At 52.7% G+C, this 15,583-nt stretch carries 15 protein-coding genes; 10 read left to right on the top strand and 5 right to left on the bottom strand.

The features are described 5' to 3' along the window. Nucleotides 1-19 precede the first annotated feature (19 nt). Nucleotides 20-340 carry a hypothetical protein gene (locus tag JXQ85_RS09000; RefSeq protein ID WP_421748564.1) on the bottom strand — a complete coding sequence of 107 codons (321 nt, stop codon included), beginning with the start codon at nt 338-340 and terminating at the stop codon, nt 20-22. A 383-nt stretch (nt 341-723) separates the two neighbouring features. Between JXQ85_RS09000 and JXQ85_RS08995 the strand changes: the two genes are divergently transcribed. Further along, entirely contained in the window at nt 724-2,184 is a 1,461-nt protein-coding gene (locus JXQ85_RS08995) for a Do family serine endopeptidase (protein ID WP_421748563.1), read from the top strand. Nucleotides 2,185-2,251: 67 nt separating this feature from the next. Here JXQ85_RS08995 and JXQ85_RS08990 read toward each other — a convergent pair whose 3' ends face one another. Further along, nucleotides 2,252-2,791 carry a peptidoglycan-binding domain-containing protein gene (locus JXQ85_RS08990; protein ID WP_421748562.1) on the bottom strand — a complete coding sequence of 180 codons (540 nt, stop codon included), beginning with the start codon at nt 2,789-2,791 and terminating at the stop codon, nt 2,252-2,254. A gap of 207 nt (nt 2,792-2,998) precedes the next feature. Here JXQ85_RS08990 and JXQ85_RS08985 point away from each other — a divergent pair, with 207 nt between their 5' ends. Then, entirely contained in the window at nt 2,999-3,322 is a 324-nt protein-coding gene (locus JXQ85_RS08985; RefSeq protein WP_421748561.1) for a 2Fe-2S iron-sulfur cluster-binding protein, read from the top strand. Beyond that, on the top strand, nt 3,322-4,074 hold the full coding sequence (locus JXQ85_RS08980) for an FG-GAP repeat domain-containing protein (protein WP_421748560.1): 753 nt from the start codon (nt 3,322-3,324) through the stop codon (nt 4,072-4,074). Before JXQ85_RS08985 ends, JXQ85_RS08980 begins: the two co-directional genes overlap by 1 nt. Before the next feature lie 64 nt (nt 4,075-4,138). Here JXQ85_RS08980 and purD read toward each other — a convergent pair whose 3' ends face one another. Next, nucleotides 4,139-5,401, bottom strand: coding sequence for a phosphoribosylamine--glycine ligase (purD, locus tag JXQ85_RS08975; protein ID WP_421748559.1), 1,263 nt, complete (start codon nt 5,399-5,401; stop codon nt 4,139-4,141). Nucleotides 5,402-5,486: 85 nt separating this feature from the next. On the opposite strand from purD, the gene xseA reads away from it, so the two are divergent. After that, entirely contained in the window at nt 5,487-7,019 is a 1,533-nt protein-coding gene (gene xseA, locus JXQ85_RS08970; protein WP_421748558.1) for an exodeoxyribonuclease VII large subunit, read from the top strand. Between the two features lies 1 nt (nt 7,020). Here xseA and JXQ85_RS08965 read toward each other — a convergent pair whose 3' ends face one another. Both JXQ85_RS08965 and JXQ85_RS08960 read right to left on the bottom strand, forming a co-directional pair. Then, a complete protein-coding gene (locus tag JXQ85_RS08965; RefSeq protein WP_421748557.1) occupies nt 7,021-7,347 on the bottom strand; it encodes a hypothetical protein in 327 nt (108 codons plus the stop codon). 104 nt (nt 7,348-7,451) lie between these two features. Then, nucleotides 7,452-8,528: an alkane 1-monooxygenase gene (locus JXQ85_RS08960; protein ID WP_421748556.1), complete on the bottom strand. Its 1,077-nt coding sequence runs from the start codon at nt 8,526-8,528 to the stop codon at nt 7,452-7,454. 188 nt (nt 8,529-8,716) lie between these two features. Between JXQ85_RS08960 and JXQ85_RS08955 the strand changes: the two genes are divergently transcribed. The 6 genes from JXQ85_RS08955 to folE2 all read left to right on the top strand — a co-directional run bounded on the left by JXQ85_RS08955 (nt 8,717) and on the right by folE2 (nt 15,580). Continuing rightward, nucleotides 8,717-10,402: an NAD(P)H-dependent oxidoreductase subunit E gene (locus JXQ85_RS08955; RefSeq protein ID WP_421748555.1), complete on the top strand. Its 1,686-nt coding sequence runs from the start codon at nt 8,717-8,719 to the stop codon at nt 10,400-10,402. A gap of 110 nt (nt 10,403-10,512) precedes the next feature. Then, a complete protein-coding gene (gene ftsY / locus JXQ85_RS08950; RefSeq protein ID WP_421748554.1) occupies nt 10,513-11,754 on the top strand; it encodes a signal recognition particle-docking protein FtsY in 1,242 nt (413 codons plus the stop codon). 73 nt (nt 11,755-11,827) lie between these two features. After that, nucleotides 11,828-12,439: an inner membrane-spanning protein YciB gene (locus tag JXQ85_RS08945; RefSeq protein WP_421748553.1), complete on the top strand. Its 612-nt coding sequence runs from the start codon at nt 11,828-11,830 to the stop codon at nt 12,437-12,439. A gap of 179 nt (nt 12,440-12,618) precedes the next feature. After that, nucleotides 12,619-12,891 carry a hypothetical protein gene (locus JXQ85_RS08940; protein ID WP_421748552.1) on the top strand — a complete coding sequence of 91 codons (273 nt, stop codon included), beginning with the start codon at nt 12,619-12,621 and terminating at the stop codon, nt 12,889-12,891. Between the two features lie 299 nt (nt 12,892-13,190). Next, on the top strand, nt 13,191-14,378 hold the full coding sequence (metZ, locus tag JXQ85_RS08935) for an O-succinylhomoserine sulfhydrylase (RefSeq protein WP_421748551.1): 1,188 nt from the start codon (nt 13,191-13,193) through the stop codon (nt 14,376-14,378). Between the two features lie 101 nt (nt 14,379-14,479). Further along, the gene (folE2, locus tag JXQ85_RS08930) at nt 14,480-15,580 is read left to right on the top strand and encodes a GTP cyclohydrolase FolE2 (RefSeq protein ID WP_421748550.1); all 1,101 of its coding nucleotides are present in this window, start codon (nt 14,480-14,482) and stop codon (nt 15,578-15,580) included. The last annotated feature ends 3 nt before the right edge of the window (nt 15,581-15,583 follow it).

Here is a 15,583-nt window from a genome sequence, read left to right as displayed (position 1 = left end):
CCCAATCAAACGCCTAGTTTTAGCGCGCAGAGTGACTGTGCACTTTCAACGGGGCTGCGAAATCGATTTCGACGATATTGTCGACTTCTTCTTCAGGAACATCTAACTCTTCGTAAGCAGCCTTTAGGTGTTTTGCTGCTTCAAATTCGCCGCTAATTTCAGCTTGGCTGATCATCAATGGAAGAATGTCATGAAGGCAGTTTTCACCGGGCACTTGTTTTCCGTACATCTCATCGACAGCTTTTTGCGTTAAAATAAAATGAGCCTTCAGAATTGGAAACTGGCAGTAATGCGCCAATCCGATCATTTCATTCAATTTTTGAGTAAACCATTTATGCATTATACACCTCGCAAAAGGATCAAAATCTAGGTCTTCTTCTTCTCCGTATCTTCAAGTTCTGCTTTGATACTTGTCAAAAAGAATCGCGCTGACAACCAAAACTCCCAATTTTTTGGATATGGTGACTCTTTTTTGTAACTTTTGAGAAGCTTTGGCTCGATTCTGTTAACCGTTAGTAAATGAACACCTTTTCAATTGGATGTGTCGATATGATACCTGATTAAAAGTTGATTATTTGATTAATTTAAAGGCTCACGCAGGATCACAACCAATTGAACCAATTTTCAATGAGTTGTGCGCGCCGAGATGTGCCCTATGTTAACATCAGGTGCCTGCGTCGGGGGCAGGTGAGACCTGGAAACCAGATCAAAGGAGTTTAGGGAGTGAAACCACAGGCTGTTTCCGTTCCGATATCAAACACAAGCTACGTCAAAATGATGTGGCTTTCATTTATTGCAATTGTTGCGCTTGTTGCGCAGGCGGTTGTCGTTCAGGCGCGACCTGATAGTTTTGCTGATCTGGCTGAGCAAGTCAGCCCATCAGTGGTGAATATCACCACCTCAACCACGGTCGCTGGCCGAACCGGCCCCCGTGGCGTTGTCCCCGAAGGTAGCCCGTTCGAAGATTTCTTCCGTGAATTCCAAGACCGACAAGGCGAGGGCGAGCGCCCCCGTCGTAGTTCAGCACTTGGCTCCGGCTTTGTGATTTCAGAAGACGGCTATGTTGTCACCAATAACCACGTGATCGACGGGGCTGATGAGATCCTGATCGAATTTTTCTCGGGAGAAGAGCTTCCAGCCACTGTAATCGGCAAAGACCCAAATACGGATCTGGCCCTTTTGAAAGTTGAAAGCGCGGAACCATTACAGTTTGTCAGCTTCGGCGACAGCGACACAGCGCGCGTCGGGGACTGGGTTTTGGCAGTTGGGAACCCGCTCGGACAGGGGTTCTCTGTTTCCGCAGGCATTGTTTCAGCACGCAATCGAGCCTTGTCTGGCAACTACGACGATTACATTCAAACTGATGCGGCAATCAACCGAGGCAACTCCGGTGGTCCCTTGTTCAACATGGATGGTGAAGTTGTTGGCGTGAACACAGCAATTCTGTCTCCGAACGGTGGTTCAATCGGGATTGGTTTTTCAATGGCGTCAAACGTTGTGACCCGGGTGATTGATCAACTCGAAAAATTTGGTGAAACCCGCCGCGGTTGGCTGGGTGTTCAAATCCAAAATATCTCTGAAGATATGGTGGAAACCATTGATGGCCTAGAAGGCACAGCGGGCGCGATCGTGACCAATGTTCCGGAGGGGCCAGCAAAGGAAGCGGGCATTCTGGCGAATGATGTGATCATGAGCTTTGACGGTCAAGATGTCGAAGATGTCCGTGGCCTTGTGCGCACCGTTGGCAACACCGAAGTTGGCAAAGCCGTGCGTGTGGTGGTCCTGCGGGATGGCAAAACACAAACCTTGAAAGTCACACTGGGGCGCCGCGAAGATGCCGAAGCTGCGGTTCCTGCCGTCGCAGAAGGCCCAACCGATGAGCCAACTGAAAAAGAAATCCTTGGTTTGACGGTGACACCTGTCACCGAGTCTCTGCGCAGCGAACTTGGCCTGGACGCCGAAGCTGTTGGCTTGGTTGTGACGGGCGTTGATGAGGCTTCTAAAGCTTTTGAAAAAGGTTTGCGTCAGGGCGATCTGATCGTCGAAGCAAGTCAGCAAGCTGTGTTGGCAATCTCTGATCTGGATGGACGTATCGAAGAGGCCAAAGATGCGGGACGTAAATCGATCCTGCTGCTGGTGCATCGCGGTGGCGAGCCGCGCTTTGTAGCGCTTGGTCTTGAATAACTAAAATTCGATATACCAATTATTAAAGGGCGCTGCGGCGCCCTTTTTCTTTTGTACTTGCTTGGGACTAGGCGGGATCGCGCAATACAGCAATAAGCCCAAGCTGGCGCGCTGTTTCCAAGGCCAGGATGCCGCTGTCTAGCCCCTGAGGCTCTTGATATCGCCGAATTGCAGCTCTGGTGCGGGCATCCATAAGACCTGATATGCGGCCTCTATAGTGGCCGCGCGCCTGCAAAGCGCGTTGAACTGAAGCGATGAATTCACCAGTCAAAACAGAGGGACAGGGGGCTTCGAACCAAGTTTCCCTGCGCTCTTTGACAATTCTTTGCAGAGTTTCAGTTTTGTAGATGGCTGGCCGTGTTACAACTCCATCCGTTGTGATTTCAGCGGGCTGAAGCAAAACCTGTTCTGTTACGGTCTCAATCACTGCTGGGCTGACGGATTTGCCCCAACAGGTTCCAGCCGGGGCACCAGGAGGTTGTTGTCCGCTGCTTAACACCACATCAGGCTCGCGCAGAGCATCGACATTGCCTTGCAGACTTGCTGCTGTTGTACAGGCGCCTAGGACGACGAGCGTCATCGGGAGGAATGCGTGGATTGTTTTCATGCTCGGCCTCGCGGTCGGCCTCTGGGTTGTTTTCCAACACATAGCCTGTTCAATGGTTTTCGGAAAGAGAAAGCGAGGGGGCGCCCTCAATGTGCTTAGCTGTGCCTAAAATTTGAATGGCGTAAAGGAAATGTGAGGAAAAAGGGCTGGCGTGTTGTGACAGCGCGCATTAGGTAAATTGCAAATTTGCAAGGGAAAACGAGCGAAATGGCAAAGATCACATATGTCGAATTTGGTGGTACCGAGCACACTGTTGAGGTCGCAAGCGGCCTGACCGTGATGGAAGGCGCGCGCGACAACAACATTCCTGGCATTGAGGCCGACTGCGGCGGTGCATGTGCATGTTCCACTTGCCATGTCTATGTGGATGCGGATTGGGTTGAAAAACTCGATGCGAAAGACGACATGGAAGAAGATATGCTGGACTTTGCCTTTGAACCCGATCCTGCGCGCTCGCGTCTGACCTGCCAAGTTAAGGTGACTGATGCGCTGGATGGCCTGAAGGTCTTTATGCCAGAAAAACAAATCTGATGATGGGCGTGGCGCAAACCAAAGCGCGGCGTTTATCGTTAGGCGTTTTGCCGCGTATTTTGTGCCGCGTGCTTCTGGCCTCAGCGCTTGTTGTACCATTGGCTGCGAGTGCTGAGATCAAATCAGCTAAATTCACCGATCCGACTACGCGCTACGCTCATGCTGTTCTGGGTGACAATGTGGAATGGGGTGCTCTGGAATTGCGGCTTGGAGGCGGTAAACAGCTGCGATTTGTTTTGCCGGAAAGCCGCGTTTTTGAAGATCTGGAACCGCGTCTTTCAGATGTCGATCTGGATGGCGATCTTGAAATTATCGTTGTTGAAAGCAGCCAGACTCAAGGTGGGCGGCTCGCAATCTATGATGAGACCGGCCTTATTTCGGTAACACCTTTTATTGGACGTAAATTCCGCTGGCTAGCGCCGGTAGGGGCGGCTGACCTTGATGGGGACGGGCGTGTTGAAATCACCTATGTGGATCGCCCGCATTTGGCAAAGACCTTGCGCATCTGGCGGTTTGAAGAGAATGCTCTGACTGAAGTCGGTCGCTTGGCTGGTGTGACCAATCACAGAATTGGTGAAGACTACATTTCCGGTGGCATCCGCGAATGTGATGATGGACCTGAAATGATTGTGGCTGATGCCAATTGGCAAAATGTGATCTCTGTTTCCTTTGACGGAAAAGATGTCCGTTCTAAACCAATCGGCGCGTTTAACGGACCAAAGAGCTTCGCTGCAGCTTTGAACTGCCGCTAATTAATTTCATCTTTCCACAAATACTCTAGGGTGCGCGAGGGGCTGGCCCCTCGCTTCCACCTGTTTAAAGCGCGCGCCAGCCGATGTCTTTGCGGAAGAACCCATCAGGCCAGTCAACTGCATCCACCATCGCATATGCGCGATCCCGGGCTTCCTGCAGGGAGGCTCCACGCGCAGTGACGTTCAAGACACGACCGCCTGTTGCAAGAACCTTCTCGCCATCTGCTTTAGTGCCAGCATGGAACACAACATTCATACTGTCATCTGCGATGGCATTCAGACCTTTGATCTCGGTGCCTTTTTCGTAAGATCCCGGATAGCCATTTGCCGCCATGACCACGGTCATTGCATGATCATCCGCCCAATTCACCTTCGCTTCGCTCAAACGGCCTTCGGCCGCAGCCTGCATTAAGTCCAGCGCCTGAGCGCCAAGCCGCATCATCAATACCTGACATTCAGGATCGCCAAAGCGCACGTTATATTCCACCAGACGAGGCTGGCCGTCTTTGATCATCAGACCAACATACAAAACGCCTTGATATGGTGCGCCGCGTTTGGCCATTTCCGCCATGGTTGGTTTGACGATCTCTTCCATGGCTTTGGCTTCGATCTCAGCAGACAGAACCGGCGCCGGAGAGTAAGCCCCCATGCCACCAGTATTCGGACCAGTGTCGCCTTCGCCCACGCGTTTATGGTCCTGCGCAGTCCCGATCGAAAGGACGTTGTCGCCATCCACAAGCACAAACAAAGACGCTTCTTCGCCTTCCATGAACTCTTCGATCACAACCTCTGCGCCCGCACCACCAAAGGCACCACCAAACATATCGTCAATGGCATCTAGCGCTTCTTGCTCTTCCATGGCGACGATCACACCTTTGCCTGCCGCAAGACCATCAGCCTTCACAACAATCGGCGCACCATTTGCACGAATGTGGGCTTTTGCTTTTTCGGCATCGGTGAAGTGACCATAGCCCGCTGTTGGGGCATTCGCTGCGTCACAAATTTCTTTTGTAAACGCCTTAGACGCTTCAAGCCGTGCTGCGGCTTCTGATGGGCCAAAGACCAGCAGACCTGCATCGCGCAGACGATCTGCAACACCTTTTGCCAGCGGAGCCTCTGGTCCAACAATCACAAAATCAATGGCGTTCTCTTCGGCAAAGGCCGCGACTGCGCCACCGTTTTCGATATCCACATCCGCGCATTCTGCAATCTGCGCAATGCCCGCGTTGCCAGGGGCCACAATCAAGCGATCACATTTCGGGTTTTGCTTCACTGCCCAGGTCAGCGCATGTTCGCGTCCGCCGCTGCCGAGAATAAGAATGTTCATGATCGCCCTTTCTTATGGCCAATCCGCTTGGCCTTCCGTTGGGGGCGTTCTAAGCTGCGCGCGCACAGCAATCAAGCGAGGCAGGATGTCTGATCTGTTTGACGATCCAAGAGAGGGCGAAAACGCCCCGGAATTTTCAGTTTCGGAACTTTCTGGAGCCATTAAGAAAGTTATCGAGGGCAATTTTGGCCACGTGCGAATCCGTGCAGAGATCGGACGCTGTAGTTTCCCACGCTCTGGCCACGTCTATCTGGATCTGAAAGACGATAAATCCGTCATTGCCGGCGTGATGTGGAAAGGCGTTGCTTCTAAATTGCCGATGCGCCCTGAAGAGGGGATGGAAGTGGTCGCCACCGGGCGCATTACTACTTTTGGCGGGCAATCAAAATATCAGATTGTCATCGAAAGCATGAAGCCTGCGGGCGTTGGTGCCTTGATGGCTATGTTGGAAAAACGCAAAGCCCAGCTGACCTCTGAGGGTCTGTTTGATCCTTCGCTAAAAAAACCGCTGCCGACACTGCCTGAAGTGATAGGTGTTGTGACGTCCCCTTCCGGTGCCGTAATCCGAGATATCTTGCACCGGTTGCGCGACCGCTTTCCGCGCAAAGTTTTGATCTGGCCAGTTGCCGTACAAGGTGAGAAATGTGCACCCGAGGTCACTCGCGGCATTGAGGGCTTTAACAAGATGACCCCAGGTGGGGCATTGCCGCGACCGGATTTGATTATCGTGGCGCGGGGTGGCGGTTCAGTTGAGGACCTGTGGGGTTTTAACGAAGAAAGCGTCGTGCGGGCTGCGGCGGCCTCAGATATTCCCCTGATTTCGGCCGTCGGTCACGAGACCGATACAACGCTGATTGATTTTGCATCCGACAAACGCGCGCCGACGCCAACAGCAGCGGCGGAACTCGCTGTACCGGTTCGGCTAGAGATGTTGGCGTGGGTCGATGAACAAGGCGCCCGGATGACCCGCGCGCTGGAACAAGGTGTGACACAGCGTGGCCAACGGCTGCGGGATTTGGCACGGGCTTTACCGCGCGCTGAGGTATTATTGGAAACGCCACGGCAGCGATTGGATCGGGCAGGGGAGGCTTTGCCCCGTGCACTGCGCGCCACCGTGGACACGCGTCGCTTAAATCTGACGGAAAAAGCTGCGGGCTTACGGCCCAACAACCTGCGTCGCATGATCGATGGCAAACGCAGCGAATATGGGCGTCGTGCAGACCGCCTTTCTGTGCAACCCATTCGGCGCGATATCGAACGTAAATCAGAAAAACTGACCTCTTTTTCGCATCGGTTCAAATCCGCAGCGGATGCGCAGCTGACCGCCTGGAGCACAAAATTGGATGGGCTGGAGCGCCTGCGCCAAACCCTTGGCTATGAGGCGACGCTTGAGCGTGGATATGCCGTTGTCTGGGATGGCGATCAAGTTGTGACAAACACTAGCGATGCCTCAAAGTCCGCTCATCTGGAGATCCAATTTGCCGATGGGCGACATCAGGTGTCTGGGGATGGGGCTTCCGATCCCACTCCGAAGGAAGTTGCGAAGCCAGCGAAGAAAGCCGCTAAGGCAAAACCTGCATCAAAGCCTGCATCACCAGATCAAGGCAGCTTGTTCTAAGCTACATGCCAACATCCGGTCCTAAGCAAATCAGCTTTTGGTCTATCGGGCTTTCAAAGAGAACGGTGCCGCTGTCGCCTGTGAATTCTGCGCGTAGGCCAGTTGGTGTTTCAAAGAACTGCCAGCATTGAGGAGCTTCGGTGTTTTCATAGACAAAACAGATGTTTGGTCCGTCTTCGTACCACGAGCCTTCTTGGCATTCATCTTGCGAAAATGACCATCGCACGCGCTGCCGTTTGAGATAGGTTTCGGCACCGAAATTTTGACCGCCTGCCGTGAAGGTGATGGTGCGTCCAACAGTATAGGCGTCAAATTCAGCCCCGCTCATCGGTGTTTCAGCGTGCAACGGAGCTGATAGAAAACCCAAATAGAAGAAAAGCCACAAAAATCGCATATTCTATCGTGGCAAATTTTCAGTCATCTGGCGAGAGTTTAGGAAGGTTTTACGTGATCCAGGGCCTGCGCTTCCAGCGATGCTTTTGACTGACCAGTCGCTTCCATCACCAGCGGATCCATGATGGCGCGCCAAAGGGGCGGCCAAAGCGAAATGATGCCCATCGCCGGCAAAGAGCGCGGCAACATCGGTACGTCCTCTTCATCCAGACGTAGTTCCGTATAGTTGCGGCGCGGGTTCATGTGGTGATCTGAATGGCGTGGTACGTTCAGCATCATGGCTGATGAAAACGTATGGGGTGCGTTCCAGCTGTGTTTCGGTCCGACGTGCTCAAATTTGCCATTCTCCAAACGACGGCGACGTAATCCGTAGTGTTGGATGTAATCACTCGCCAGATGCTGAAGCGTGGCATAGAGGCAAACAAACAAAAGCGACGCGACGCCCATAAATCCGGCCAACAGGAAAGCACCAATGATCGTGACCGTCGACCCAAACAGGTAGGTTACATAGGGATGAGTCCATTTTGGTTGCGGTGTGGAGGCGCGTTCGCGGTCTTTGTTCTCAGCTTCGAGCCCCTTCATGAAGGATCCAAACCAAGCGCGTGGCCAGAAGTGATAAACACTTTCGCCCATATATGCGGAATTGGGATCGCGGTGGCTTGCGGCAAAGATATGGTGCACTTTGACGTGGGCCGAGGCGTGGTGGCCAAACATCAAGGTTGTGTAAACTGCCACGCCCAACCGGCGCAGCCAGCGGTTGCCCTTGTGAATTAGCTCATGCGCGTTTGCGTTGGAGACCTGGCCGAAGTACTGCCCAAACAGGATCAAGCAAGCCATTCGTTCCCAGACTGCCAGTCCGGTTTTTCCGGACAGAGCAAGGACAGCAACAACCATCAGCGCGATATGAGAAAATCCAAGAAATACAGAGAGTTCTACACCAACAGGGAATTCCCCATTCGCGTTTTTGCGCGCTGCAGCACCTTTGATCAATCGATCCATCGTAAAGACAAAGACGGTCAAGTAAATGACAGCCAAAATCGCCCAAATCCCCCCCAGGAAACCTGCGAGGGTGAGCAATAAAACCGGGACTGCCGTCGCGAGATTGAACCACAGCATTTCAAGAGCCTCCAAAGCCTAGGCGCGTTCCGATCGGATACTGACGTCAAATTTAGGAAATATTAAGACCTCTCGGTGTCGCGGTTCAATTATTTTGCGCGCAACTCGTCGCGTGTATGTCGTTTTTGACCTCTTTTTTCGGGCGGTAGATCGTTACGATTAAGAAAGCTTTGCAGCTAGGGAATAAAATGACTCAGCAAATCAAAAAAGGCGTCTGGAAGTCCGGTAAGGGCAAAGGCCGTCACACCCCGAAAGGTCGTCAGGTTGATGATACGGCTTTGGAAGAGGTTCAGGCGCTAATTGCAGGGCGTGATGTCTCTCGGGACATGCTGATCGAATTTCTGCATTTGATCCAAGATCACTATGGTCATTTGGCTGCGCGCCACATCCGTGCTTTGGCGGAAATGATGCGAGTGGGGCAGGCTGAAATATATGAAGTCGCAAGTTTCTACGCGCACTTTGATGTGGTCCGCGAAGACGAGACACCTCCGCCTGCGCTGACCATTCGGGTTTGCGACAGCCTGTCTTGCGAATTGGCCGGAGCCGAGCAGCTGCAAAAAGCCCTCGAAGATGGGTTGAACCCGAAAGAGGTGCGTGTGGTGCGTGCGCCTTGCATGGGGCGTTGCGATACAGCGCCTGTCTTGGAAATTGGTCACAATCACATTGATCATGCGACCCCTGAAAAAGTTCAGGCCGCGATCGCGTCGGATGACACGCATGCGCATATCCCAGAGTACGAAACTTTTGCTGCCTATGAAGCAGAGGGTGGTTACGCCTCGCTGAAAGAGTTGCGCGCAATTGGCGACTGGGAAGCGGTGCAAGACAAGGTGCTGGAAGCTGGACTGCGCGGTCTTGGCGGCGCGGGCTTCCCGTCCGGTAAGAAATGGGGCTTTGTTCGCATGAACGAAGGTCCGCGCTATTTGGCTGTAAATGGCGACGAAGGCGAACCGGGCACATTCAAAGACCGTTATTACCTAGAACGCACACCGCATGTTTTCCTAGAAGGCATGTTGATGGCCGCTTGGGCGGTTGAGGCAGAAAAAGCCTTTATCTACATGCGTGATGAATACCCAGCTGTGCTGGAAATTCTACGCCGTGAGATCAAAGCGCTGGAAGACGCTGGTATCGTCGAAGCTGGCTATATCGACCTTCGTCGCGGCGCTGGCGCTTATATCTGCGGTGAAGAATCCGCCATGATTGAATCCATCGAAGGTAAACGTGGTGAACCGCGTCATCGTCCACCGTTTGTGGCACAGGTGGGTATCTTTGGTCAGCCAACTTTGGTGCACAACGTTGAGACACTCTATTGGGTTTGTAAAATCAACCGCGAAGGCCCTGAGTGCCTGAACAGCACCGAAAAGAACGGCCGTGTGGGCCTGCGTTCTTATTCCGTGTCTGGCCGTGTAAAGAACCCGGGAGTGCATCTGCTGCCTGCGGGATCGACCATTGATGACATCATTGAAGCCTGCGGCGGTATGTTGGATGGGCAAACATTCAAAGCCTATCAGCCGGGTGGCCCGTCCTCTGGTCTGCTGCCCGCCAGCATGAATGACATTCCTTTGGACTTTGACACCTTGCAGCCGCATGGCACGTTCATTGGCTCGGCCGCTGTTGTTGTACTGTCAGACAAAGACAGCGCGAAACAGGCCGCTTTGAATATGCTGCGCTTCTTTGAAGATGAAAGTTGTGGCCAATGTACGCCGTGCCGCGTGGGCTGTGAAAAGGCTGTGAAACTGATGTCGAAAGACAAATGGGACACCGGACTTTTGGAAGAGCTGTCACAAACCATGGTCGATGCTTCGATCTGCGGTCTGGGCCAAGCCGCGCCAAATCCGATCCGTTTGACCATCAAACACTTCGCCGACGAAATCTAATCCTGTTTCGTCAGAGTTTTAAGGAAAGGCCGCACGTCATCTTGGCGCGCGGCCTTTTCAATTGCCTCAATCCACATTAACTGGAAAGAACGGCAATTTCCGGAGGCCTTATGGCGTTTTTCTCAAAGCTCAAAGATCGCTTGTTCAAATCTTCTTCGCGCCTTGAAGAGGGGTTGGATGCGATTGTGGAAGACGGCGGTGAAGAAGTCGTTGAGACACCATCAGAAGCCCCGGTTGAAATTCCCGCTGAAACACCTGCTAAAACAGCTTCGGAACCTGAAACGCTGCAAGCGCCGCCGGCGGCCGAAGAGCCCGCAGCAGATGTTGCTCCGGCGGCGGTCGCGCCTCAGCCGGTTGTTGAACCTGAACCTGAACCTGAGGCAGAGCCGGTAGCTCAAGTTGATCCGGTGCCGGTTGTTGCGGAACCAAAACCTGCTGCAGCTACTGAGAAGCCGAAAGAAAAGCAGAGTCTTCTGGGTCGACTCACTGGTCGTGCCCCCGCAAAGCCCGTTGTGAAACGTGAGCTTGATGATGACATGCTGGAGCAGCTTGAAGAGCTGCTGATTGCCTCTGATATGGGCGTTGATACAGCGCTGCGTGTGACGGCCAATATTGCCGAAGGGCGCTTTGGTAAGAAAGTCTCTACGCAAGAGATCAAACAGATTTTAGCCGATGAAGTCGCTCGGATCATGGAGACCGTGGCCAAGCCTTTGCCTATCTATGCAAAGACCCCGCAAGTTGTGTTGGTGGTCGGTGTGAATGGGTCCGGGAAGACAACGACAATTGGCAAGCTTGCCAGCCAATTCAAAGGTGCCGGGAAATCGGTGGTGATTGCAGCGGGGGATACCTTCCGCGCGGCAGCCGTAGAACAGCTTCAGGTCTGGGGTGACCGTGCAGGTGTGCCTGTGTTGACCGCCCCTGAGGGATCAGACCCCGCGTCTCTGGCCTTTGATGCCATGACCAAAGCGCAGGAAATGGGTGCCGATCTGTTGATGATCGACACGGCAGGGCGTTTGCAGAACCGTCAGGACCTTATGGAAGAGCTGGCAAAGATCGTGCGGGTCATTCGTAAAAAAGATGAAACTGCGCCGCATAACACTTTGTTGGTGCTAGATGCCACAACAGGGCAGAACGCTTTGAGCCAAGTCGAGACCTTCCAGAAACTTGCGGATGTGTCTGGCCTTGTGATGACCAAGCTTGATGGGACGGCCAAAGGTGGTGTTCTCGTGGCTTTGGCGGATAAGTTTGGTCTGCCCATTCACGCGATTGGTGTGGGGGAAACGATCGAAGATCTTTCACCGTTTGATCCTGAAGAGTTTGCCAAAGCTTTGACCGGCTCTGGAACCGAGTAACACTCGCGCATCTTTGAATTGAAATTCTATTTGGCTTGCCCATATCAGGGCAACACGACGTAAAGGAACGCCCATGGCTGGCAAAGCGATCAACCCGTTGCTGAAAAACGCACTGGAACTTGGCCCGATCATTTTGTTTTTCATCGGCTATATTAGGCTGCGGGATCAGAATTTTTTGATCGGTGGCACAGAATACGACGGCTTTATTGTTGTAACGGCCGCTTTTGTACCGCTGATTGCCCTTTCGACCCTGATCTTATGGCGTCTGACGGGGCATCTGTCGAAGATGCAGATCGCAACATTGATTTTGGTGACCGTCTTTGGGGGACTGTCGGTTTGGCTCAACGATGATCGGTTTTTTAAGATGAAACCGACGATGATCTACCTCTTGTTTGGCGGCTTTTTGGGCTTTGGTATTTTGAAAGGCCGCAGCTATCTAAAGTTTGTCATGGAAGAAGCACTATCGATGCAGGATGAGGGTTGGATGATCCTCACCAAGCGTCTGTCCGCCTTCTTTTTTGCTTTGGCGGTGCTGAATGAGATCGTCTGGCGGACGCAAACCACGGACACTTGGGTCTATTTTAAAACTTTTGGCTTGTCCGCTGCTGTCTTTGTTTTCTTAATGACGCAGGCTGGTGTGTTGACCAAATACGCGATTGAAACCGAAAGCGACGACGCAGCTTAAGGCGGAAATCAGTGGCTTTTGGGTCAGTGCTTTAAGAATTCCTCAGTATATTTCGCAGAACCTCACCGCGCGGCATTGATCGCAGCGGGTACCTGAGTGCGATAATTCACCGTGTCAGACGGTGATATCACCGGCACAAAGAACATGCCCGCTAAGAGGCATGGTGATGAGGAGCGATTATGATCGGAATGGTTAAAGCAGCAGTGATTCTGGGAGCGGGAACGCTGCTCTTAGGATGTGACCGAAGTGGCTATGAAACGGCTCCGGTCGTTCTGAAACACACAGCAGGCAAAATCACCTGTCAACTTTACACAGTGGATCGTGTGATGTGGGATCATGCCATCAATTTCCCTGATGCGATCTCGAAAGCGGATGCAGATGCGGTGTGCTTTGCAGAAGGGGAGCGACGGTTGGCCGAATATAAGGCTGCCAAGAAGGCCGCCAAAGGCTAGCGCATATTTATTGCAAGATTCAATTGCGGCGTGTCTTGCAAAAGATGCGCCACAGTTCATTTATCTTCGCGTTCCTTTCGTGAATGCGGGTGAGTCGTTTTCAAATGCTATTGACCCTTTAGTGACGGAACGTTACATCCAGCGTGTGGCGATTTGTTACCGGATTGCGGGCCACGTGGTATCCAAAGTGATGCCCGAATTCCGCTAAAGAGGTCAGGACGGAAGGACCCCCTTACGCTTGGCCGTACGGGGGTTTTTTGTTGCTAAGGGCTGTGTGCCCTAGCGCTAAGGAGACGAGAATGGACGACTGGAAAAACCGCACAAAGCTCGTGCATGGTGGCATTCGCCGCAGCCAGTACAATGAAGTCAGTGAAGCGATTTTCCTGACACAAGGGTTTGTGTACGAAACTGCTGAACAAGCGGAAGCACGCTTTATCGAAAGCGGCCCGGATGAATTCATCTATGCGCGCTACGGCAACCCAACCGTTTCGATGTTTGAACAGCGCATTGCATTGCTCGAAGGCGCTGAAGATGCATTCGCAACCGCATCCGGAATGGCGGCCGTGAATGGCGCGCTAATGTCTTTGGTGCACGCAGGCGATCATATCGTTTCCGCAAAAGCGCTGTTTGGGTCCTGTCTTCATATTCTTGAGAACGTTCTGATGAAGATGGGCGTTGAAGTGACTTTTGTGGATGGTCCGAACCTTGATGAATGGCGTGCAGCCGTGCGCGAAAACACCAAAGTTTGCTTCTTTGAATCCATGTCTAACCCAACCTTGGAAGTCATCGATGTCGCCGGCGTTTCCGAGATCGCACATTCAGTCGGTGCGATGGTTGTTGTCGACAACGTGTTCTCAACGCCGGTCTTTTCAAAGGCGATTGACCAAGGCGCAGATGTGATTGTCTATTCCGCAACGAAACACATCGACGGGCAAGGCCGTGCACTGGGCGGTGTTGTGATTGGCAGTAAAGACTATATTCGCGGCCCATTGGAAACCTATATGAAGCACACCGGTGGTTCGATTTCGCCGTTTAATGCTTGGGTGATGCTGAAGGGTCTTGAGACCATCGATTTGCGTGTACGTGCGCAGGCCGAGAGCGCTTTGAAAATTGCGCAAACACTAGATGGGCATCCAGCGTTGCTGCGGACGCTTTATCCGGGTCTTAAGAGCCACGCGCAAAACGCTTTGGTTCAGACACAGTTGGATGGGAACGGCGGGACAGTCCTGTCGCTTGATATCAAAGGTGGCAAGGACGCGGCGTTTAAGTTCTTGAACGCGCTGCAAATTCCGGTGATCTCGAATAACCTGGGTGATGCGAAATCCATTGCAACGCACCCAGCGACGACGACACACCAACGGCTAAGCGACGAACAGAAAGAAGATTTGGGCATTGCGCCCGGCCTTATTCGGTTCTCGATTGGCCTTGAGGATTGCGGTGATTTGATCGCGGATGCCTTGTCGGCACTCGAGGCGTCGCAGGTTTAAGACACCGTGGTGTCGCCTTTTGGCATAAACCATGTGGAATTGGCATTTCGCGACCTAAGTCTCTAAGGTACAAGACCTTAGGTCGCGAAAAGGGAACGCCTATGAACATCCAGTCGTCCAAATCCGAGACGCCGATGACCCGCGAAGACGCACAGGAGGCGCTTGAAAAGCTGCGAGCCTGGGCGAAAGCCGCCAATCCGACAGAGATTGCCGAGTTAGATCCTGTGGTCGCACGGTTGATTCCGGGGCAGGAAGTTTCAAACTACCCTGATCTAAAGCGCGACTATCCTGAAGGTTTTGTGGTGGATGAGGCGTACAAGGCCACTCTGCCTGACCTTCAAAACGGCCCGACCAGCCTGATCAAAGGCGCGAAAAAACAAATTCAGCACGTAGGGATTTCAAACTTCCGCCTGCCGATCACATACCGTACGCGCGAAGGCGGCGACGTCACGCTTGAGACCTCAGTCACCGGTACGGTCAGTCTGGATGAGGACAAAAAAGGCATAAACATGAGCCGCATCATGCGGTCTTTCTATAAGCATGCCGAAAAGACTTTTAGCTTTGAGGTGCTGGAAAGTGCCTTGGCGGATTACAAAGCAGATCTTGATAGTCTGGATGCGCGCATTCAGATGCGGTTCCGCTACCCGATGAAAATTCCTTCTTTGCGGTCAGGGTTGGAAGGCTACCAATATTACGATCTGGCTATGGAAAAGGTCGAAATTGGCGGTCAGCCTTTGAAGATCATGCATTTGGACTATGTGTATTCGTCCACTTGCCCTTGTTCTTTGGAGCTGTCCGAGCACGCGCGTCAGTCGCGCGGACAATTGGCGACGCCTCATTCTCAACGTTCCGTTGCTCGGATTTCCGTTGTCACCAAAAGCATTCAAAAACTCTGGTTCGAGGATCTGATTGATATGGCACGGCGCGCGGTCCCGACCGAAACGCAGGTCATGGTAAAACGCGAAGACGAACAGGCCTTTGCTGAACTCAATGCAGCCAATCCGATCTTTGTTGAAGACGCGGCGCGTTTGTTTTGCAGTGAATTGCAGCAAGACAAGCGGATCGGTGATTTTCGGGTGATCGCAAGCCATCAGGAAAGCCTGCACAGTCATGACGCCGTGTCGATCTTGACGGAAGGCGATACTTTCGTGAGCGGATCGATTGATCCGAAACTCTTCACGACTTTGTTCCACGTCGGTTGATCG

Source organism: Cognatishimia sp. (assembly GCF_049116455.1).
GTDB lineage: Bacteria > Pseudomonadota > Alphaproteobacteria > Rhodobacterales > Rhodobacteraceae > Cognatishimia.
The sequence above is the reverse complement of the archived record's forward strand: the minus strand, read 5'-3'. Positions and strand labels throughout refer to the sequence as shown.